This is a genomic window from Conexibacter sp. SYSU D00693, assembly GCF_017084525.1.
GTDB lineage: Bacteria > Actinomycetota > Thermoleophilia > Solirubrobacterales > Solirubrobacteraceae > Baekduia.
The window spans coordinates 2,735,850-2,755,334 of sequence record NZ_CP070950.1 but is presented as its reverse complement, the minus strand read 5'-3'; the positions used below and the strand labels follow the sequence as shown (position 1 = coordinate 2,755,334).

Here is a 19,485-nt window from a genome sequence, read left to right as displayed (position 1 = left end):
CTCCCGCCATGGCCCCGGACCTCGCCACGCGCGCGGCGACGCTGCGCGACCTCCACGTGCCCGGCGACCCGCTCGTCGTGGTCAACGTCTGGGACGTCGGCAGCGCGCGGACCGTCGCGGACGTCCCGGGCTGCCGGGCACTGGCCACGGCGTCGTGGGCGATCGCCGCGGCGCTCGGCCTGCCCGACGGCGAGGCGATCACCCGCGACGCGATGCTCGACGCCGTCGGGCGCATCGCCGCCGCGGTGCCCGACCTGCCGGTGAGCGCCGACCTCGAGGCGGGCTACGGCGAGACCGCCGACGAGGTGGGCGAGACCGTGCGCCGCGCGCTCGGCGCCGGCGTCGCGGGCATGAACCTCGAGGACCAGCGCCGCCCGATCGACGAGGCCGCCGCCCGCGTCGCGGCGGCGCGTGCGGCTGCGGAGGCCGAGGGCGTCCCGTTGGCCATCAACGCCCGCACCGACGTGGCGGTGGGCGACGACGCAGGCATCGAGGACGCGCTCGCCCGCGCCCGGGCCTACCGCGACGCCGGCGCCGACTGCGTCTTCGTCGTGGCCGCGACGCAGCCCGCGGCGATCGGGCGCCTCGCCGCGCAGGCCGGCGTGCCGATCAGCGTCCTGGCGCGGCCGGGCGGGCCCTCGGTGGCCGAGCTCGCGACGCTCGGCGTGGCGCGCGTGTCCTTCGGGCCGGGGCCCTACGGCGCGGCGCTCGCGGCGGTGCACCGCGCGGCGACGTCGTTGCTGGGCGGCGCGGGACCGGGCCCGGACCTCGCCTTCCGCCCGCCGGGCTGAACCAGCGCGGAGGGAGCCCCCCACACGAGACGACCGGGCGCTGGGCGCGCCCGGTCGCTCGTGTGGGGGAGGACCTGCCTCATGCTGCGGATCAGGGGTCGCGCCCGGTGTGTCCAGCACCATCAGCGCATCCGCACGAGCATCATGCGCCCGCCCCCTCAAGGGAGCCTGAAGACGCGGTGTCGCTCGCCTAAGACTTCGTTGAGACGACGTTGAGTGGGCCGACTGGGACTCGAACCCAGAACCACGGGATTAACCTGCCGCACCGGCTTTCACCGGCCTCCGCGCGGGCGCGCGGCGTTGCGGTCTGGACCATCTCTTCACCCTCGGCGGTCCCCGTTAGGGTGGGCGGCGTATGGCCTCTGAGGGCTCTCCCACCGAGGTGGGGTTGCCTGCTGATTTCCCAATCCCGCGGGGTTGTCACCGAGGCGCGAGGCCTCTGGTACCCGGGGCTCTAAGGGGGTCCCAGCACACAGCCGCCGACGTACTAGTGGTCTCCCAGCTAGCGCTCCGTTGCGTTGAAGTCCCTTGCTCTGCCAGTTGAGCTACCGGCCCGCGCGGGAGTCTACGACCGCAGCACCCCCAGAGGGAGTCGAACCCTCGCCTCAAGCTCGAAAGGCTTGCGTGACTGACCGCTACACCATGGGGGCGGGCGCAGCGGAGTCTAGATGGACTGCAGGAGGCCCCCGTCGACCGCGAGCGCCTGGCCGGTCACGTAGCCCGCACGGTCCGAGCACAGGAACGCCGCAGCCGCGGCCAGCTCCTCGACGGTCCCGAGCCGCCCGGCCGGGACCTGCTCGCGCGCGAGCTCCTGCGCCGCGTCCAGCGAGCCGTGCATGGCGGCCATGCGGTCGGTGGCGATCCGGCCCGGCAGGACGGTGTTGACCGTCACGCCGTCGCCGGCCACCGCGCGCGCGAGCGTCTTCCACCCGGCGAGCGTCCCCGCCCGGTGGACGTTGGAGAGCGTCAGGGCGGGCAGCGGCTCGCGCACGCTGGTCGACGCGACGTTCAGGACACGGCCCCACCCGCGCTCGCGCATCCCCGGCACGCAGCGCTGGGCCAGCGCCATCGGGGCGAGCACGAGCGAGCGGTAGGCCGCCTCCCAGTCCGCCCGCGAGAAGCCCAGCGGGTCGGGGCCGGCGGGGGGTCCGCCCGTGTTGCAGACCAGGACGTCGACCGGCGCCCCGAGCCCCTGCTGCACGCCGTCGACCAGGCCGGCCGCGCCGTCGACGTCGTCGGTGTCCCACGCCATGGACATCGCCGCGCCGATCGCCTCCGCCGTGGCCGCGGCCCGCGCGGCGTCGCGGGAGGAGACCGCGACGCGCGCCCCCTCGGCGACGAGCTGCGCGGCGATCGCGCGCCCGATGCCCTTCGACGCGCCGGTGACGAGCGCGACCCTGCCGGTGATCCCGAGGTCCATGGCCCGATGGTGCCACCATGGCCGCGATGGACCTGTCCGTCCTGTGGCGCGCCGCCCTCATCCAGACCGTCGCCGTCGCGCTGCTGAGCCTCGCGCTCGTCGCGGTCACGCCCGACGACTTCTTCGAGGACCACGGGTGGTTCGCCGGGCCGCTGGCCTGGGCGGTCTGCGCGCTGGTCACGGCGCGGCTGCTGCGCCTGCCGCCCGTCCAGGTGCTCGTCGGCGCTGCGCTGGCCGGCGTCCCGTCGCTCGTCGCGATCCCCCTCGGCGCCCACTGGGCCGGCGCGGCGCTCGGCATCCTCGTCTTCGCCCTGTGGTGCGCGCGGCTGCGGGCCGACCGCGACCTCGCGGCCCACGCCGTCTAGGCCGCGGCCTCGCGGTCGCGTCGCCGTCCTGGCCGCGGCGGGAGGGCGCTAGTCGGCGTCGCGTGGGTCCAGCAGGCCCGAGGGCTGCGGGCGGACGGTCGCGCTGACCGTGTGGATCGCCAGCTCGCTGGGCCGGGCCAGCAGGCCGTGCAGCGCCCGCTGGAAGGCGGCGAACGCCGGCGACGCGTAGTGGGCGTCCAGCGACGCCTGGTCGCGCCACTCGCTCACGAGGACGAAGTCGTCCTCGTCGACGACGGAGGCGGCCACCGACGAGCGCAGACAGCCGGCCTGGCCGGCGGTCGCGCGCTCGTGCTCGCGCAGGAGCTCGACGAGCTCGGTGCGCCGGCCGGCGAGCCCGTGCATGTCCGCCACCGCGACGATCGCCATGGGACGGACGCTAGTCGACCGGCGGACGACGGTGGGCGCGCTCGCGTCCCGCGCCGGCGCCGGGCATCGCGGCGGCGACGAGGACCTCGGCGGCCGCCTTCGCGTCCCGGGCGGCACGCAGGGGATCACCGTCGAGCTGGCCGTCCACCATCGCGGCGTCGTAGAGCAGCAGCAGCCGGCGGACGAGCGCCGCGGGGTCGGTGGCGCCCGCCTCGCGCGCGAGGTCCTCGAGGTACGCGGTGAGGGCGGCGCGATGCTCGCGGGTCGCGACGACGCCGGGGTGCTCGGGGTCGCAGAGCTCGCCGGCGGCGTTGATGAAGGGACAGCCGCGGAAGTCGTCGCCGGCCATCCACGCCGCGAGGACGTCGAACACCGCGAGCAGCCGTCCGGCCGGGTCGTCGGCGGCGGCGCTCACCTGCTCCTCCAGGTGGGCGCGCCAGTCCGCACCGCGCCGCTCCAGGTAGGCGGCGACGAGGCCGTCCTTGCTGCCGAACGCCCGGTACATGGTCGTCTTGGCGACGCCGGTCTGGCGCGTGATCTCGTCGACGCCCGTCGCCGTGATGCCCTGGCGGTAGAAGAGGTCGCTCGCGATCCGCAGGATGCGCTCGCGCGTCGGTTCGTCGAACTTCGTCGCCGGCATCGGTCCCTCGAGCCTACGGCCGCCGGGCGGGGTGCGAGCCCGGCGGCCGTGGCGGTCGTGCGGTGTCAGCCCTGGTGGGCGAGGTCCGCCGCCGTCAGGCCCTCGAGCGCCATGCCGTAGGGCACGCCCTCCTCGAGGCGCCGGCGCAGCCGCTGGCGCAGCGCGAGGCTCGTGTAGCGCAGGTGCAGCGTCGGGCGCTGGGCGAGCTCGGCGGCGATCGTCCGGGCGCGCTCCAGCGACGCGCCCCGGGGCACGACCTCGCTGACGACGCCCAGCCGCTGGGCCTCGGCCGCGTCGAGCTCCCGGGAGCGCAGCAGGAAGTCGCGCCCGCGGTTGGGGCCGAGGAGCTCCTGCCACACGACCTGGACGCCGTCGCCGGGGACGATGCCGAACGCGTTGTGCGGCACGTCCTGGAAGACGGCGTGCTCCTCGGCGATGACGACGTCGGCGAGGACGGCGTACTCCGCGTGCACGCGGGCGGGGCCGTTGACGGCGGCCACCACCGGCATCTCGAGGTCGGCGAGGAGCGTGAGCACCTTGCGGCCCTCCCAGAAGATCGCGTCCCAGACCCGCGGCTGCGTGATGTCCCCGAGGGACTGGCCGTCGATCTGGTCCATGAACGCGTCGCCGGTGCCGGTGAGCACGAGCACGCGGTTGTCGCGGTCGGCGCCGATGTCCTGCAGCGCCCGCACGAGCTGGCGGTGGACCGTGCCGGTGAACGTGTGCGGGCCGCCGCCGGTGTGGAAGCGCGCGGTGAGGACGCCGTCGGCGCCGCGCTCCAGCCCGAGCCAGTCGGCGTAGGCGTCCGCGTACGGCGGGCGGGTGGTGGTGGGGGCCGTGGTCTCGCTCATGGACCCAAGGTAGTACAGGTCTGTATCACCATGCAACAGACCTGTACTACATTGGCGCGTCAGCGCTCGCCTCGCCGACTAGCATCGCCCCATCGACGGCTTGGCGACGACGACCGCGCAGCAGGTCCCCGACGACGAGACCGCCCGGTGGCTGCGTGACCTGCGCGCCGGCGCGCGCGACCAGGAGGCGGCCACCGAGCGGCTCCACGCGCTGCTGCTGCGCGTGGCCCGGCGCGAGCTGCGCCGCCGTGCCCGCGACCTGCCGTTCGCCGGCGCCGAGCTCGACGACCTCGCCCACCACGCGGCCGCGGACGCCGCGGTGGCCGTGGTGCGCAAGCTCGACGACTTCCGGGGCCAGAGCCGCTTCACCACCTGGGCCTGCAAGTTCGTGATGCTCGAGGTCTCCCGCAAGGCGGCGCGGCACATGTGGCAGGAGCGCCCCGTCTTCGCGGGCGAGGAGGACTGGGAGCAGCTGCCCGCGCGGTTCGGCTTCTCCCCGTCGGAGGCCGTCGAGTGGCGGGAGCTCATCGACGCGCTGCGCACGGCGATCGTCGTCGAGCTCACCGACCACCAGCGGCGCGTGTTCGTCGCGATCGTGCTGCACGCCGTCCCGCTGGACGTCGTCGTGGCCGAGCTCGGCACGAGCCGCAACGCCATCTACAAGACCATCCACGACGCCCGCCGGCGGCTGCAGGCCGCGCTCGCCGCGGGCGGCTTCCGGGAGGAGGACGCGGCATGAGCCCCGGCGTCCACAACCTGCGTCGCTTCCTGCGCACCCCGCCCGGCGAGGGCGACTGCGCCGAGACCTTCGCCGCCATCGACGCCTACGTCGAGCGCGAGCTCGCCTGCGGCGACGCCGCCGAGCGCTTCCCCCGGATCGCCGCGCACCTGGCGATCTGCGACCCCTGCAACACGGACTTCCTCGGGCTCCTCGCCGCCGCGCGGTAAGAACCGCGCCCGCCGCGGTGCTGAGGGGACGAACCCGCCGTCCCCGACCTGGAGGTCCCCCCGCACCATGGCCGTCACCCTCGGCATCCTCGCCCTGCTCGAAGCCCGTCCCGGCAAGACCGACGAGCTCGCTGCGTTCCTCGAGGCCGGCCGCGAGCTGGCGGCGGCCGAGGAGGGCACCGTCACCTGGTACGCGTTCGACCTCGGTGACGGGCGGTTCGGGATCTTCGACACGTTCGCCGATCAGGCGGGGCGCGACGCACACCTCGGCGGGGAGATCCCCGCCGCGCTCGGGAAGGTCGCCGACGACCTCCTCGCATCGCCCCCGGACATCCGGCCCGTGGACGTGGTGGCGGTCAAGTAGCCCGACGGCCGGCGGATGCACCCCTGCCACGTCTACGACGCGGCGCTCGCGGCGCAGCGCCCGCTGGTGGCTCGCGACCGCCTGGGGCGGACCTCCCGGGTGCCGCTCGCCCGGTGGGTCGAGGACGTCGACGACGTCGACCGCCGCGTGCTGGCGACCGTCCGCGGCCCGGTCCTCGACCTGGGGTGCGGCCCCGGGCGGCACCTTCGGGCGCTGCGGGCGATGGGCGTCGCGGCCCTCGGCGTCGACCGGTCGGCCGGCGCGCTGCGGCTGGTCCGTGAGGCCGGGCTCCTCGTGCTCGAGGGCGACGTGCTCGACCCGCCGCCGATGGCGGGCGCGTGGGGGACGGTCCTGCTGCTCGACGGCAACATCGGCATCGGAGGCGACCCGCTCGTCGTGCTGCGCCGGGCGGCCGAGGCGCTGGCCCCCGGCGGTCTCGTGGTGGCCGAGCTGGCGGCGGAGCGCGGCGGCGTGGTGGTCCGGCCGTTGCGCCTGGAGGGCGACGGGCACGTCGGGGAGTGGTTCTGCTGGGCGACGGTGGGCGCCGACGCGCTCGAGGAGCTCGCGGGGAGGGCGGGTCTCGCGGTCGCCGGACGCCGGCAGGACGGCGGCCGCTGGTTCGCCTGGCTGGAGCAGGACCGATGAGGCGCTTGCCGCAGGAGCCGCCGCCGGGTCCGTCGGACCCGACGTCCTGGGTCAGCCCGCTGCGCGGGCCGTGGTTGACGTCCGCCCTGGGCGCGCTGCTCCTGGCCGGCGTGGTCGTCGTGGCGGGCACCGGGTTCCTCTCGCACCTGGCCTACGCGCCGGACCTGGGGCGCAACGCGATCGTCCCCCGCCACGGCCACCTCGACTGGCTGCTGGTGGACTGGCCCGCGTCGTGGCCCTGGACCTACGCCGTGACCCAGGGGCTGCACGTCACCGTCGGGTTCGCCGTGATCCCGCTGCTGCTGGCCAAGCTCTGGTCCGTCATCCCGCGGCTGTTCGAGTGGCCGCCGGTGCGCGGGCCGCTGCACGCGCTCGAGCGGCTCACGCTGCTGCTGCTCGTCGGCGGCGCGATCTTCCAGTTCGCCACGGGCGTCTTCAACGCCCAGCTCTCCTACCCCTTCCACTTCAACTTCGTGGTGGCGCACTTCTACGGTGCCTGGATCTTCGTCGCCGCGCTCGTCCTGCACGTCGCGGCGAAGGTGCCGACGATGCGCCGCGCCTTCCGCGAGCGCGGCGTCCTGCAGCCCCTCATCGACGACCTGCGCGCCGACGGGGCGAACGTGGAACCGCACACGCCCGGCTCGCTGGCGCCGCCGGTGCCCGAGCCGCCGTCGCTCACCCGCCGCGGGCTCTTCGGCCTCGTCGGCGCGAGCTCCGCGGCGCTCGTCGTGACGACGGCCGGCCAGTCGGTCGGCGGGCCGCTGCGCGAGCTCGCGGTCCTCGCCCCGCGCGGCGGGGACCTCGGCTTCCCGGTGAACAAGACCGCGGCGGCCGCCCGCGTCACCCCGGAGATGGTCGGCGCGGGCTGGCGCCTGCAGCTGGCCGGCGGCGCTCGTGCCCTGTCGCGCGCGGACCTGCTGGCGATGGAGCTGCGCGAGCACGACCTGCCGATCGCCTGCGTCGAGGGCTGGTCGAGCACCCAGCGCTGGACCGGCGTGCGCCTCGCCGACCTCGCGGCGTTGGTCGACGCGCCCGAGGACGCGTACGCGCAGGTCACGTCGCTGCAGCCGGCGGGCGTCCTGCGGCAGGCCGCGCTGACGCCGGGCCAGGTCCGCGCCGACCAGGCGCTGCTCGCGCTGCGCGTGAACGGCCGCGACCTCTCGCTGGACCACGGCTACCCCGCGCGGATCGTCGTCCCGGGCCTCCCGGGCGTGCACTGCACGAAGTGGGTCTCCGCCATCGACTTCCACCGCGCATGACGGCCGCGCGCCTTCCCACCGTGCTCAAGCTCGCCGGGAGCCTGGCGGTCGTCGCGGTCGCCGTCTTCGCCGTCGGGCGCATCTGGGACGTCCGCTCCACCGGCGACGTCGACCTGCTGGTCTGGCTGCTGGCCGGAGCGGTGCTCCACGACGCCGTGCTCCTGCCGGCCTACACCACCGCCGACACCGCGCTGCGCGTGGCGATCGCCGACGGACCGTGGCGGCGCGTGCGGGCGATCAACCACATCCGGGTCCCGGCCGTGATCGCGCTCGTCGTCCTGCTCGCCTACGCGCCGTCGATCCTCGGAGACGACGCCGGCCGGAACTTCGAGCGCGTCTCGGGACGCCCCCGCGCCACCGACCCGCTCGAGGCCTGGCTGTGGATCACGCTCGGGCTCTTCGCCGTGTCGGGCCTCGTGCTGGCGCTGCGCCTCCTGCGCGCGCGGCGCGCCGGGCCGTGAGCGTCTGTCCGCCGGCCCGTCCGATCGTGCTCAGGTCGCACAGCGTGCTCGTCGGCCGACCGCACGGACGTGCGTGACGGCCGGCAGGACGTGCTCCCGGGTGCCGCGCACCTTCCGGCGTCCCGGGCGCGAGACGCACACCCGCAGGATCGCCACGCCCCGGTCGTCCGTCGTCGCGCGCTGCTCGCCGAGCTGCACGCGGACCCCCGCCACCGCTGGCGTGACGGCGGCTCGCAGGCGCGTCGGGCGGCCCGCCCGCAGGACTCGGGGACGGGCACGCAGCGAGAGCCTCGCGCAGGGCGCCCCGGGCACCTCGACCTGCCCTGGCGTGGCGACGCGCAGCACGCACCCACCCGCTGTGGTGATGGTCACCGGCGCGCCGGCCGAGCTCACCGAGAGCGTGTCGCCTCGCCGACGGAAGCGCACCACCCGCTCCGGAGGGGCATCGAAGCGGTACGCGAGCTCCCAGAGCCGGCCGTGGGTGGCCACGGTGTCGTTGACCCAGGCGTTGCTGGTCTCGGCCACCGGCTCGAAGAGGCCCCACGCGATCGCCTCGCGAAGCTCGTCACGGAAGTTCGGCCAGTCGTGGTAGCCACGGTGCACCCGGTAGGTGAGCTCCACGCCGGCGTTGCGCAGTGCGGCGGCGTAGTTGTTGGAGGCGGGGTGGATGATCGCCCCTTCGGCCACCTGGTCCCACCCCCCGAGGCCGCTGTTCGGGGCGGGGAGGCCGTTGCCGGTGGTCATGAACACCCGACTGTGCGAGGTTCGCGGCCAGGCGGACCGGGTTGTGGCCGACCTCGTAGAAGCCGCCCGGCGGTCCCTCGACGGCTTGCAGGTCGATCGGCGCGCCCGCGCCGAGCTGGCCGATGAGCGACTGGACCGCCCCTTCGCCGACGGGCAGGAGGGCGAGGTCGACGAGGCCTGAGATGACCGCGACCGAGCCGAAGAACCCCGGCAGCCTCCCTCCGAGGTACGCGGTGCCGAGGCCGCCCATCGAGACGCCCGCGATCGCGTGGTAGCGGCGCTCGGGCCGGATCCTGTAGCGCTCGAGCACCTGAGGGATGACCTGGTCGAGCACGTAGCTCTCCCACGCGGGGTCGCCGCGGCGGCCCTTGTTCCACCAGTCCGTGTACCACCCGTCGGCGCCCTCGGGCATGACGATGATCCCGGGGAAGTGCCGGGCGGTCTCCTCGATCTCGCCCTGACCCGGGTCCGACCAGTCCGAGTAGGTGCTCTGGAGGCCCACGAGGAGCAGCAGCAGCGGGTAGGACCTGGCCGGGTCGTAGCCGTCGGGCAGGAGCACCTTGGCGCGGGGAGGACCGTCGTAGCGCGGCAGCCACTGGTCGCCGACCTCGCCGGCACGCGCGGGGATCGTGATCTCGACGAGCTCGCTCGCGCTGGCCGTCCCGACCGACCCGGCCAGCGCACACGCCGCCAGCGCGACGCACGCCGCCCCACGTCTCCTCATGGCCGCACCTTCCCAGACGCCGCGAACGTCCACGCAGGGCTGACGGTCGGTGCGTGACGGCCTGCCGACGGACAGGGTGGTCGCGGGCATGGGCGGTACAGGGTTCGAACCTGTGACCTCCTGCTTGTAAGGCAGGCGCTCTAGCCGGCTGAGCTAACCGCCCGGGCGCACGCAGCCTACGCCGTCCTCGCACCCCGACCGACGGTCCTACGCCACTTGTACAACCGGTCCAAGGGGATCTTGTCCACAGGGCCAAGGGCGCCGCAGCGTCGCGCGGGGAGGATCGCCCGGCATGAAGCTCGTGATCGGGATCGTGCGGCCGGAGAAGGCCAACGACGTCCTCGAGGCCCTCTACCGCGCCGACGTGCGCGGCGTGTCCATGACGAAGATCCTGGGCCACGGTGGGGAGCTCGACCGCGTCGAGACCTACCGCGGCACGCGGGTGAAGGTCGGCCTGGCCGACAAGGTGCGCTTCGAGGTCGCCGTCTCCGACGAGTTCGTCGAGCCGACGATCGAGGCGCTGTGCGAGGGCGGCCGGACCGGCGAGGTCGGCGACGGCAAGATCTTCGTGGTCCCGCTCGAGCGCGCGGTGCGCATCCGCACCGGCGAGACCGACCACGGCGCCGTGACGCCGGTGGGGGCCGCGCGATGACGCCGGAGATCAACGCGGGCGACACCGCCTGGATGCTCGCGGCGACGGCGCTCGTCCTGCTCATGACGCCGGCGCTGGGGCTCTTCTACGCGGGCCTCGTGCGCGAGAAGAACACGCTGAACACCTTCATGATGTGCCTCGCCGCGATCGGCGTGGCGGTCATCACCTGGGCGGTCGTCGGCTACTCGCTGGCCTTCGACGGCGACGGCCCGATCGTCGGCGGCCTCGGCCACGCGTTCCTCGACGGCGTGACGTTCGAGCCGCGCGACGGCACGACGATCCCGCACATCCTCTTCATGGCCTTCCAGGCCACCTTCTGCATCATCACCACCGCCCTGGTCGCGGGGGCGGTCGTCGAGCGCATGCGCTTCGTGCCGTTCCTCGTCTTCGCCGCGCTGTGGTCGGTGCTCGTCTACGCCGTGCTCGCCCACTGGGCCTTCGGCGGCGGCTGGCTGCAGGAGCAGGGCACGCTGGACTTCGCGGGCGGCGTCCCGGTCGAGATGGGCTCGGGCTTCTCCGCCCTGGCCGCCGCGCTCGTGGTCGGCGCCCGCAAGGACTACGGCCGTCAGGCGCTGCTGCCCCACAACGCGATGTACGTCCTGGTCGGCGCGGGCCTGCTGTGGTTCGGCTGGTTCGGCTTCAACGGCGGCTCGGGCTTCTCGACCGACAACGCCGGCGTGCTGGGCTTCGTCAACACGCTGCTGACCCCGGCCGTCACGCTCGTCACGTGGTTCGTGCTGGACCTCATCCGCTCGCGCCAGGTCACGGCGATCGGCGCGGCCACCGCGGTCATCGTCGGCTGCGTGGCGATCACCCCGTCGGCGGGCTTCCTGAGCCCGGGCTGGGCGATGGTCCTCGGCGTCGTCGCGACGTTCCCGTGCTACGCCGCGATCGCCTGGCGCCCCCGCACGCGCGTCGACGAGACGCTCGACGTGCTGGCCGCCCACGGCATCGCCGGGCTCACCGGCATCCTCTTCATCGGCTTCTTCGCGCAGGCCGACTGGAACGGCGTGGCCGACGGCCTCGTCTTCGGCGACGCGGCGCAGCTCGGCGAGCAGGCGCTCGCCGCCGTCGTCGCGCCGGCCTACGCGTTCGGCATGACGTGGGTGCTGCTCAAGGTCCTCGGCGCGCTGATGCCGCTGCGCGGGCCGGCCCGCGAGGAGGCCGTCGGCATGGACCTCGTCCACCACGGCGAGGAGGCCTACCCCACGGGCGAGGGCGCGATCCTGATCTCCACCGAGGCCGGGGTCGACGAGCGCGTGCCGGTGGCCCAGCCCGCCTAGAGGGCGAGCTCGAACCAGACGCGCGTGCGCCCCTCGGCCCGGCGCACGCCCCACGCGTCGCTGAGGCGCTCGAGGAGCTGCAGGCCGAGGTGCAGCTCCCCGTCCTGGTGGTCGGCCGGGCTCTCGGGGTCGAACCCGGGGCCCGGGTCGGAGACCTCGACGTGCAGGCGCCCCGCGTCGGGGCGCTCCTCGACGGCGACCTCGATCCGGTCGCCGTCGGCGAGCCCCGCGTGGTGCACCGCGTTGCCGACGAGCTCGGTGACGAGGAGCTCGGAGCGCCGGCAGGCGTGGTGGCGCAGGCCGAGGGTGCGCACGAGACGCCGGGCCTCCGCCGCCGAGGACGGCTCGGGGTCCAGCTGCCACACCTGCTCCTGGGACACGAGGGACGGCGTGCCCGAAGCGGGGCGCCGCCACACGCGCGCGTCCGCCGCCAGGCGCTCAGCGCCGGATCTCGTAGCCCTTGCCGCGGATCGCCTTCTCCGCGGCGTCGACCTTCTTGGCGGCCTCGGAGCTCTCGACGCCCTGGATCGTGCGCACGAGCCGGCGCGTGTCCTTCTGGCGCGCCTCGCCAGCGGCCTTGCGGAAGACGTCGGCGATGTCGCCCACGCCGTCGACGATGTCGTCGTGCTGCTTGGCGATGTCGTCGGGCACGTCGAGCTCGTCGAGGTCCTCGGCGGCCTGGTCGAGCGCCGCCGCGCCGGTGTCGAGGCGCCGCGCGATGAGCGTCGTGTCGGTCGAGGCGCTGAGGTCGGTGCTGATCGACTGCATCGTGCGCTGCAGCCGGTCGTCGACCCGGTTGAAGCCGGACGTGTACTCGTCCTTGTCGGCCCCGCCACCGCAGCCGGCGGCGACGAGCGCGAGGACGGTCGCGGCGAGGGCGAGCGCGCGGGACATCGCGCGCACTCTACTCTCGGGGCCATGGCGTTGGACCCGACCACGACGGCGCTCGGCACCTGGTCCGGCGGGCGCTTCATGCACTTCGGCGAGCCCGTGGACGACGAGCGGCTCGTCGCGCTCCTGCGGCCCGACGAGCGCATCCGCACGGTCATCACCGCCGACACCTACGGGCAGGGCGAGGCCGACCGTGTCCTGGGCCGCGCGCTCGAGGGCCTGGACCGCGACGCCTACTGCCTCGTCGGGGCCGTGGGCCACGACTTCGTGGACGGCGAGCGCGAGGGGGCCAAGGGCTTCCCGCGGTTCACCGACCCGCGGCTGCGCGGCCCCGAGGGCTACGCCGCCTACCTGCGCCGCGCCACCGAGGCGAGCCTCGAGCGCCTGGGCGCCGACCGCTTCGACCTCCTGCTCCTCCACAACCCCGACCGCACGGGCTACACGCACCCGGCGGTGTGGGAGGAGGGCATGGCGGGGCTCAAGGAGGCCGGTCTGACGCGGATGCTCGGCGTCGCGCCCGGCCCCGCCAACGGCTTCACGCTCGACGTCATCGCCTGCTTCGAACGCTTCGGCGCGCTCATCGACTGGGCGATGGTGATCCTCAACCCGCTGGAGCCGTGGCCCGGCGAGCTCGTGCTGCCCGCCGCCCAGCGCCACGACGTCCAGCTCATCACGCGCGTCGTCGACTACGGCGGGATCTTCCACGGCGACGTGCGCCCGGGCCACGACTTCCCGCGCTACGACCACCGCGGCTTCCGCCCCCAGGGCTGGGTCGAGGCGGGGGCGGCCAAGCTCGATCGGCTCGCGCCCATCGCACAGCGCCACGGCCTCTCGCCCCTCCAGCTCGCGTGCGCCTGGAACCTCGCCCACGAGCCGGTGCGGACCGTCGTGCCGACCCTCATCCAGGAGGCGGGCGAGGACGCCAAGCCGGTCGAGGCCAAGCGCGAGGAGCTCGCCGCCGTCACGGTCCCCTCGCCGCTCAGCGCCGAGGAGGTCGACGAGGTGCGCGCCATCGGCGACAACACCGGGTCGATGACGCTGAAGGGCGCCGCGCCCGACCACGCCGGCGACGCGCTGCCCGACCGCTGGGAGCTCGACGCCGAGCTCGAGGCGCTGGCCGAGCGGTGGGGGATCGACCCGGCGCGCGACCTGGCGCCGGCGCCCGCCTCCGCTTGACGCGTTGGCGACACGATCCGGCGCAGTGCTCCGCTACGGTCCTTGGCCGTGTGGGTCAGGGGGCTCTTCGCCGTCGCGGCGGCCGGCGTCACGCTGGCCCTCGCCCAGCCTGCGGGCGCGGCGCCGCTGACCTGCGTGGGGGCGGACGACAGCGCGACGTCGCCCCGCGCGCGCGACGCCGTCCTGTGCCTCGTCAACCGGGAGCGGCGCGTCGCGCGGGTGCCGGACCTGGTCGTGGACGGCCAGCTCCAGGCCGCGGCGCAGGGCCACGCCGAGGACATGGTCGCCAAGGGCTACCTCGGCCACGGCTCCGCCGCCGACCCCGGCGGCGACCGCGTGCGCGAGCGGCTGCGGGCGGCGGGCTACGACGCCGAGGTCTGGGCCGAGGTCATCGTCGCCTACCGCAGCACCCCGCGCGACGTCGTCAGCGCCTGGATGCGCAGCGCGACGCACTGCACCGACGTCCTGCAGCGGGGCGTGGCGCAGGGCGGCGTCGGGATCGCCGGCTCGGGCGGCGGGTCGCGCTGGGTGCTGGACCTCGGCCGGCGCGCCGGCGCCACCGACCCGGGGGGCGCCGCCGACAGCACCGCGTCCTGCCCCCGCGCGCCGACGCCCGACAGCGCCGACGTCCCCGCGGCCACCCCCGCCCTCGGCGCGCCGGCGCCGGCGCCGGCCGGCACGCAGGTCGTCGCGAGCGCCCCGGACGGGACGCAGACCCCGATCGGCGGCGTGCCGGGCGTCGCGCCCCCGGTGAGCTTCGCGACCGACCCGCTCGCGCGCTTCTCCTCGGGCACCCGTCTCGGCCTCGGGGTCTACGCGCCGGCGGGCGCCCAGCTCGAGGTCCAGGCGCGCGACGCGTTCGGCCCGGTCACGGTCGAGGCCCATCCGCCCGTCGCGATCCCGCAGGCCCCCACGGGCACCGTCCTGCACGTCATCGGCGTGCCCGTCCGCACGACGGTCACGGTCACCGCCAGCGACGGGCGCACGACGGCGACGGAGCAGCTGCGGCCCGACGCGCAGCTGCGCGTCACGAGCGCGCGACGCATCCGCGGCACCGCGCGCGTGCGCGTCGCCGGGCGCCTCACGCCGGCGCTCGCCGGCCGGCGGCTGGTCGTCCAGCTGCGCCGCGGCTCGCGCGTGAAGCGCGCGGCGGTGCGCACGGTCGAGGGCGGGCGCTTCGCGGTCGTCCTCAGCCGTCCCGGCGGCATCGGCACCCTGACGGCCAAGGCCTCCATCGGGACGGCGAGCGAGCTCTTCCTCGGCGCGAGCTCGCACGACGTCCGCGTCCGCCCCGCGCCCCGCGGGTGACCGGCGTCGGCGTCCTCGTGCCGGTGGGCGGCTTCGCGCCGTTCCTGGCCGAGGCGCTCGACGCGGTGCTGGCGCAGCGCCCGGACGCCGTGGTCGTCGTCGACGACGCGGCCGACCCCGCGGTCGTCCTGCACCCCGACCACGCGCCGCACGTGACCCTCGTGCGCCGCGACGCCCGCGGCGGGCCCGCGGGCGCTCGCGCCACAGGGCTCGAGCACCTGCCCGAGGACTGTGACCTGGTGGCGCTGTGCGACGCCGACGACGTCTGGGAGCCGGGCAAGCTGGCGGCCCAGCGCCGGGCGCTGGACGACCCGGCGGTCGGCCTCGTCTTCGGCCGCGCGACCGTCGTCGGGGTCGACGGGCGCCCGACAGGGGAGACCTGGGCCACACCGCCGGCCGGGCCGCTGGACCCCGTCGCGCTCTTCGCCGCCAACCCGGTCCCGACGTCGTCGGTCGTCCTGCGCCGCCGCGCGCTGCGGGACGCCGGCGGCTTCCTCGCGCCCGTCCCGGTGGCGGAGGACTGGGACCTCTGGCTGCGCGTCGCCCGCACCGGCCACCGCCTCGTCGCCGTGCCCGAGGCGCGGGTGCGCTACCGCCGCCACCCGGGCGGGCTGACCGCCGACGTCGCCGGGCTCGCGCGCTCGCAGCTGCGCGTGCACCGCGCGCACGCCGACCTCGTCGCGCCCGCGCAGCGCGACCGCGTGCTCGCGGCGGACCTGCGGGCGCTTGCCCGCGGCCTGGCGCGCGCCGGCGACGCGCGCGGCGCCCGCGCGGCGCTCGCGGAGGCCGCACAGGTCGCGGCGCCCTCGCCGCGCGACCGCGCGCTGGCGGCCGCGCTGGCCCTCCCGGGCGTGCGCGGGCTGGCCGGTCGCGCCGACCCGTACCGCGGCTAGCGGTCCTGCTTGATCTCCTCGCCCGGGAGCGCCGGGGACTCGGGGTCCGTCGGGCCGCCGGGGATGGGGTCGCCCTTGAAGTCCTCCGGGTTGTCGACCTCCTCGCCGTCGATCGTCACCCGGCCGTCCTCGTGGTGCTGGACGCCCGACGGCCCGAGCTTGGCCTCAGGCCCCTCCTCGTAGGAGTGCTCGCCCTCCCGGCCGCCGAAGGTCTCGTACTTCGCGTCGCCCGAGGGCCAGTCCTTCAGGTCCTTCGGTGGGTCGTCCTCGAGCTGCTTGAGCTCCTCCTGCGCGCGCTCGCGCTTGCTGCTGGTCTCCTCCATGGGCCCGGAGTACCCGCGGGTGCCCGATTGGGCACCAACCTCCCGAGCTCGAAGGCCCACACGGCGGGGCCGTCGAGCAGGCCCTCGGCGGCGGCGTCGCGGTCGCCCCGTGCCAGCGCCCGGACACCCACAGCCGCGCGGCGTGCGCCCCAGAGCAGGAGCCCCGGCCAGCGCCGCGCGGGCAGCGCGCCGGGCCACCGGGCGCCGAGCCACGCGGCGCCCGAGCCGTGGCGCGCGCGCTGGCGCAGCATGCCGCGGACCGTGGTGCGGTTGTGGTGCACGACGACCGCGCCGGGACGGCGCTCGAGCGCCCAGCCGGCCTCGCGCAGGCGCCAGCAGAGGTCGGCGTCGCCCCCGCTGCGGATGCCCTCGGCGAAGCCGCCGACCGCCTCGAAGGCGCTGCGGCGCACCGCGCAGTTCGCGGTCTGCGCGAAGGCCCACCTGCCGTGGCCGAGGGTCACCTCCTGGGACATCGAGCCCTTGGCCCACGCCCAGCGCACCGCCGGGCCGGCGTCGGGCTCGGGCGGCACGTCGGCCACGGCGCCGGCCAGCACGCCGACGCGCTCGCCGGGGGCCGTGGCCAGGAGCCGGTCGAGGTGGTCGGGGGCGGCGACCACGTCGGCGTCGAGGAAGAGGATCCACGGGGCGCGGCCGCGCTCGGCCCCGCGGTTGCGCGCGTAGTAGCTCGAGCGCTGGGCGGTCGCGACGACGACCCGCGGGTCCTCCACGCCCACGCCGCGGTTGTCCACGACCGTCACCGTGTCGCCCTCGATCCGTGGGAGGCTCGACAGCCGTGAGAGGAGCGCGCGGACCGTCGCGGCGTCGCCGGCCACCGGCACGACGACGTCTACCGCTGAACGCGCCATGGCAGGACATCGCACCACATCCGCGTAACCAACGGCGGGTGCGGGCCGTTCCCTGCCACCAGATGGGGACCACGACTAGGAGGATCTGCAAGATGTCCAGGCTTCGCAGCCTCGGCGCGGCGGCTGCCGCGATCGGGGCCATGGCCGCCCTGGCACCGGCGAGCTCGCTCGCCAACGTCCAGGTCGGCTCGTCCGGCTGGCAGTGGGGCAACCCGCTGCCGCAGGGCAACACCATCCGCGCGACGTCGTTCTTCGGCACGCGCGGCTACGCCGCCGGCGACTTCGGCACGCTGCTCGTCACCAACGACGGCGGCAACACGTGGAACGGCCTGCCGTCCGGCACGTTCACGGCCCTCACCGAGGTGCAGGCGGTCGACCCCGACACGATGGTGGCCGGCGGCGGCTGCGTCGCGCGGCGCACCGACGACGGCGGCAGGACGTTCGCCCGCATCGCGTTCACGCCGGTGGAGTCCTCCTGCAAGGAGCCGCTCGCGGCGCTCGCCTTCCCGGTCGAGAAGACCGGCTACGTCGTCCTCGCCGACGGCACGGTCCTGCAGACGACCGACGGCGGCACCGAGTTCGCCCAGAAGGTCGCGATCCCCGGAACGCGCTCGGCGCCCGGTGGTGGTCAGGCCTTCCCGACCGACGCGCGGTTCCTGACCGACGTCCTGGGCTTCGTCACCACGTCGGACGGCAAGATCTACCGCACGACCGACGGCGGCGGCACGTGGACCGCGGTCAACGACACGCAGCGCCCCGTCCGCGCGATCACCTTCGCGGACGCGACCACGGGCTACGCGGTCGGCGACAACAACCTGTTCCTGAAGTCCACCGACGGCGGGGCCACCTGGTCGGCCAAGGACATCGGCGGCAGCGCCGCGCAGAACCTGGTCAGCGTCGTCTGCTCGGACCCGCAGCTGTGCATCGCCACGACGGCGAAGGGCGACGTGCTCATCCGCACCGCCGACGGCGGCACGACGTTCACCCAGCCGGCCTCGGGCGCCAACGCGCTCTTCGCGGCCGCGTTCGCCACGCCGGCGCGCGTGGTGGCCGGTGGCGCGGGCGGCGCGACGGTGACCTCCGACGACGCGGGCGTGACGTTCTCGCCGGTCGGCGGCGCCCCGCTCACGGGCAGCTTCACCCGCATCCGCCCGGGCCTGCAGAACGGCACGGCGTTCGCGCCGGGCAACGACGGCGCGCTGGCCAAGACGGTCGACGCCGGCAAGACGTGGACGCGCAGCAACGTCCCGACCTCGGAGAACGTCGTCGACGTCTCGTTCCCGACGGCGACCGACGGCTACGCGCTCGACGCCGAGGGCGGCGTCTTCCGCACCACGACGGGCGGCGGCACCTGGCGCTCGCTCGACAAGGGCACGACCGCCAACCCGCTGTCGATCTACGCGCCGTCCAAGGACGTCGCGCTGCTCGTCGGGCCGACCGGCATCCGCCGTTCGGGCAACGGCGGTGAGGCGTTCAGCGCGATCCGCGACCGCGACGTGGCCCGCAAGCGCGTCAGCGGCGTCGACCGCGCCGGCACGCAGGTCGTCGTCTGGGGCTCGAAGGACCTCGTGCGCTCGTCGGACGGCGGCAGGACCTGGAAGGCCATCCGCAAGCCGATCCGCCGCGGGTCGCTGGAGAAGGTCGACTTCGTCAACGCCTCGGTCGGCTTCGTGCTCGACTCCGTGGGCCGCGTCTGGCGCACCCGCAACGGCGGCAAGCGCTGGACCGAGCTGCCGGGCGTCGGCTCCGACGACGCGTACGGCCTGGCGTTCTCGAGCGCCACGAACGGCTACCTCGTCGTGCCGTTCCAGGACGACGACGACGCGCACATCGACCTGCTGATGCGCACGTCGGACGGCGGCTCGACCTGGCACCCGCAGTTCGTGGTCGCCCAGCACCTGGACGAGTTCGGCATCGCCGCCCCGGGCGGCGGGACGGACTACCTCCTGGGTGGTGGCTCGGCGCTGCTGGCGTCGACCAACGGCGGCGACCAGGGCGCCGCCAGCACGCTGACCATCACGACCAAGCGCCGGACGCTCGGCCGTCGCGGGCGCATCCAGGTCACCGGCAAGCTCTCGCCGGCGACCGGGGTCGAGGAGGTCACCGTCGCGGCTCGCCGTCCCGGCAAGACCAGCTGGGACCAGCAGACGGTCAAGGTCGCCGCCAACGGCTCGTTCACCACGAGCTGGAACGTCACCCGCGGCGTGACGCAGTTCGTCGCCCAGTGGGCCGGCGACTTCAACTCCCGCGGCGACGGCTCCCCGACGCTCGCGGTCCGCGTGCGCCGCTAGGCACACGCGACACGGACGTCCCGCGAAGGGCCCGCCTCGTGCGGGCCCTTCGTCGTGCGTGAGAAGAAGGGGACTGTCCCCTTTTTCGCAGGAGCCAGGCGCGAGCGGCCAGCGCCCATCGTCGACGAAGGTGCGCGGTTGCAGGGACTTCGCGCCGCGAGGAGGAGCGTGAGAAGAAGGGGTCTGACCCTTTCTTCTCACGC

General features: G+C 75.3%; 24 protein-coding genes and 2 tRNA genes. 14 read left to right on the top strand and 12 right to left on the bottom strand.

Annotated elements, in window-relative coordinates:
• Positions 1-8 precede the first annotated feature (8 nt).
• On the top strand, positions 9-791 hold the full coding sequence (locus JUB12_RS13665) for an isocitrate lyase/phosphoenolpyruvate mutase family protein (protein ID WP_205695975.1): 783 nt from the start codon (positions 9-11) through the stop codon (positions 789-791).
• Between the two features lie 577 nt (positions 792-1,368).
• Here the strand turns inward: JUB12_RS13665 and JUB12_RS13660 are convergent.
• Both JUB12_RS13660 and JUB12_RS13655 read right to left on the bottom strand, forming a co-directional pair.
• Positions 1,369-1,441 (bottom strand) — tRNA-Glu (locus tag JUB12_RS13660).
• A gap of 14 nt (positions 1,442-1,455) precedes the next feature.
• Positions 1,456-2,211: an SDR family oxidoreductase gene (locus JUB12_RS13655; protein WP_205695974.1), complete on the bottom strand. Its 756-nt coding sequence runs from the start codon at positions 2,209-2,211 to the stop codon at positions 1,456-1,458.
• A gap of 17 nt (positions 2,212-2,228) precedes the next feature.
• Here JUB12_RS13655 and JUB12_RS13650 point away from each other — a divergent pair, with 17 nt between their 5' ends.
• A complete protein-coding gene (locus JUB12_RS13650) occupies positions 2,229-2,576 on the top strand; it encodes a hypothetical protein (protein ID WP_205695973.1) in 348 nt (115 codons plus the stop codon).
• 48 nt (positions 2,577-2,624) lie between these two features.
• On the opposite strand, the gene JUB12_RS13645 is transcribed toward JUB12_RS13650, so the two are convergent.
• From JUB12_RS13645 to JUB12_RS13635, 3 genes are all read right to left on the bottom strand, one after another.
• Positions 2,625-2,963, bottom strand: a complete 339-nt coding sequence (locus JUB12_RS13645; protein ID WP_205695972.1) for a putative quinol monooxygenase — start codon at positions 2,961-2,963, stop codon at positions 2,625-2,627.
• Positions 2,964-2,973: 10 nt separating this feature from the next.
• Complete coding sequence (locus JUB12_RS13640; RefSeq protein ID WP_205695971.1) at positions 2,974-3,603, bottom strand: TetR/AcrR family transcriptional regulator; 630 nt, start codon at positions 3,601-3,603, stop codon at positions 2,974-2,976.
• A gap of 65 nt (positions 3,604-3,668) precedes the next feature.
• Positions 3,669-4,454, bottom strand: coding sequence for an enoyl-CoA hydratase/isomerase family protein (locus tag JUB12_RS13635; RefSeq protein ID WP_205695970.1), 786 nt, complete (start codon positions 4,452-4,454; stop codon positions 3,669-3,671).
• A 100-nt stretch (positions 4,455-4,554) separates the two neighbouring features.
• Here JUB12_RS13635 and JUB12_RS13630 point away from each other — a divergent pair, with 100 nt between their 5' ends.
• The 6 genes from JUB12_RS13630 (at position 4,555) to JUB12_RS13605 (ending at position 8,131) form a co-directional block, all read left to right on the top strand.
• Positions 4,555-5,193: an RNA polymerase sigma factor gene (locus JUB12_RS13630; protein WP_205695969.1), complete on the top strand. Its 639-nt coding sequence runs from the start codon at positions 4,555-4,557 to the stop codon at positions 5,191-5,193.
• Entirely contained in the window at positions 5,190-5,402 is a 213-nt protein-coding gene (locus tag JUB12_RS13625) for a hypothetical protein (RefSeq protein WP_205695968.1), read from the top strand. The genes JUB12_RS13630 and JUB12_RS13625 overlap by 4 nt, the downstream gene beginning before the upstream one ends.
• A 67-nt stretch (positions 5,403-5,469) precedes the next feature.
• On the top strand, positions 5,470-5,766 hold the full coding sequence (locus JUB12_RS13620; protein WP_205695967.1) for a putative quinol monooxygenase: 297 nt from the start codon (positions 5,470-5,472) through the stop codon (positions 5,764-5,766).
• 15 nt (positions 5,767-5,781) lie between these two features.
• Positions 5,782-6,411, top strand: coding sequence for a methyltransferase domain-containing protein (locus tag JUB12_RS13615; protein WP_205695966.1), 630 nt, complete (start codon positions 5,782-5,784; stop codon positions 6,409-6,411).
• Positions 6,408-7,670, top strand: coding sequence for a molybdopterin-dependent oxidoreductase (locus JUB12_RS13610; protein ID WP_205695965.1), 1,263 nt, complete (start codon positions 6,408-6,410; stop codon positions 7,668-7,670). Before JUB12_RS13615 ends, JUB12_RS13610 begins: the two co-directional genes overlap by 4 nt.
• Positions 7,667-8,131, top strand: a complete 465-nt coding sequence (locus JUB12_RS13605; RefSeq protein ID WP_205695964.1) for a hypothetical protein — start codon at positions 7,667-7,669, stop codon at positions 8,129-8,131. Before JUB12_RS13610 ends, JUB12_RS13605 begins: the two co-directional genes overlap by 4 nt.
• A 30-nt stretch (positions 8,132-8,161) precedes the next feature.
• Here the strand turns inward: JUB12_RS13605 and JUB12_RS13600 are convergent, their stop codons facing one another.
• The 3 genes from JUB12_RS13600 to JUB12_RS13590 form a co-directional block, all read right to left on the bottom strand.
• The gene (locus JUB12_RS13600) at positions 8,162-8,734 is read right to left on the bottom strand and encodes a hypothetical protein (protein WP_205695963.1); all 573 of its coding nucleotides are present in this window, start codon (positions 8,732-8,734) and stop codon (positions 8,162-8,164) included.
• The gene (locus tag JUB12_RS13595; RefSeq protein WP_205695962.1) at positions 8,697-9,599 is read right to left on the bottom strand and encodes an alpha/beta hydrolase family protein; all 903 of its coding nucleotides are present in this window, start codon (positions 9,597-9,599) and stop codon (positions 8,697-8,699) included. The genes JUB12_RS13600 and JUB12_RS13595 overlap by 38 nt, the downstream gene beginning before the upstream one ends.
• A gap of 89 nt (positions 9,600-9,688) precedes the next feature.
• Positions 9,689-9,762: transfer RNA gene (locus JUB12_RS13590), tRNA-Val, on the bottom strand.
• A gap of 129 nt (positions 9,763-9,891) precedes the next feature.
• On the opposite strand from JUB12_RS13590, the gene JUB12_RS13585 reads away from it, so the two are divergent.
• The gene (locus JUB12_RS13585; RefSeq protein ID WP_205695961.1) at positions 9,892-10,251 is read left to right on the top strand and encodes a P-II family nitrogen regulator; all 360 of its coding nucleotides are present in this window, start codon (positions 9,892-9,894) and stop codon (positions 10,249-10,251) included.
• Positions 10,248-11,534: an ammonium transporter gene (locus tag JUB12_RS13580; RefSeq protein WP_205695960.1), complete on the top strand. Its 1,287-nt coding sequence runs from the start codon at positions 10,248-10,250 to the stop codon at positions 11,532-11,534. Before JUB12_RS13585 ends, JUB12_RS13580 begins: the two co-directional genes overlap by 4 nt.
• Here JUB12_RS13580 and JUB12_RS13575 read toward each other — a convergent pair.
• Positions 11,531-11,914 carry an ATP-binding protein gene (locus JUB12_RS13575; protein WP_205695959.1) on the bottom strand — a complete coding sequence of 128 codons (384 nt, stop codon included), beginning with the start codon at positions 11,912-11,914 and terminating at the stop codon, positions 11,531-11,533. The genes JUB12_RS13580 and JUB12_RS13575 overlap by 4 nt on opposite strands.
• A 58-nt stretch (positions 11,915-11,972) precedes the next feature.
• A complete protein-coding gene (locus JUB12_RS13570; protein ID WP_205695958.1) occupies positions 11,973-12,428 on the bottom strand; it encodes a hypothetical protein in 456 nt (151 codons plus the stop codon).
• A gap of 24 nt (positions 12,429-12,452) precedes the next feature.
• Here JUB12_RS13570 and JUB12_RS13565 point away from each other — a divergent pair, with 24 nt between their 5' ends.
• The 3 genes from JUB12_RS13565 to JUB12_RS13555 are packed head-to-tail and all read left to right on the top strand — an operon-like array spanning position 12,453 to position 15,802.
• Entirely contained in the window at positions 12,453-13,601 is a 1,149-nt protein-coding gene (locus JUB12_RS13565) for an aldo/keto reductase (RefSeq protein ID WP_205695957.1), read from the top strand.
• Positions 13,602-13,649: 48 nt separating this feature from the next.
• A complete protein-coding gene (locus JUB12_RS13560; protein WP_205695956.1) occupies positions 13,650-14,909 on the top strand; it encodes a CAP domain-containing protein in 1,260 nt (419 codons plus the stop codon).
• The gene (locus JUB12_RS13555; RefSeq protein WP_205695955.1) at positions 14,906-15,802 is read left to right on the top strand and encodes a glycosyltransferase; all 897 of its coding nucleotides are present in this window, start codon (positions 14,906-14,908) and stop codon (positions 15,800-15,802) included. Before JUB12_RS13560 ends, JUB12_RS13555 begins: the two co-directional genes overlap by 4 nt.
• Here JUB12_RS13555 and JUB12_RS13550 read toward each other — a convergent pair.
• Both JUB12_RS13550 and JUB12_RS13545 read right to left on the bottom strand, forming a co-directional pair.
• The gene (locus tag JUB12_RS13550; RefSeq protein WP_205695954.1) at positions 15,799-16,125 is read right to left on the bottom strand and encodes a hypothetical protein; all 327 of its coding nucleotides are present in this window, start codon (positions 16,123-16,125) and stop codon (positions 15,799-15,801) included. The two genes, JUB12_RS13555 and JUB12_RS13550, sit on opposite strands and share 4 nt — an antisense overlap.
• Positions 16,047-16,991: a glycosyltransferase family 2 protein gene (locus tag JUB12_RS13545; RefSeq protein WP_205695953.1), complete on the bottom strand. Its 945-nt coding sequence runs from the start codon at positions 16,989-16,991 to the stop codon at positions 16,047-16,049. Before JUB12_RS13545 ends, JUB12_RS13550 begins: the two co-directional genes overlap by 79 nt.
• Positions 16,992-17,083: 92 nt before the next feature.
• Between JUB12_RS13545 and JUB12_RS13540 the strand changes: the two genes are divergently transcribed.
• Complete coding sequence (locus JUB12_RS13540; RefSeq protein ID WP_205695952.1) at positions 17,084-19,282, top strand: YCF48-related protein; 2,199 nt, start codon at positions 17,084-17,086, stop codon at positions 19,280-19,282.
• Positions 19,283-19,485 lie beyond the last annotated feature (203 nt).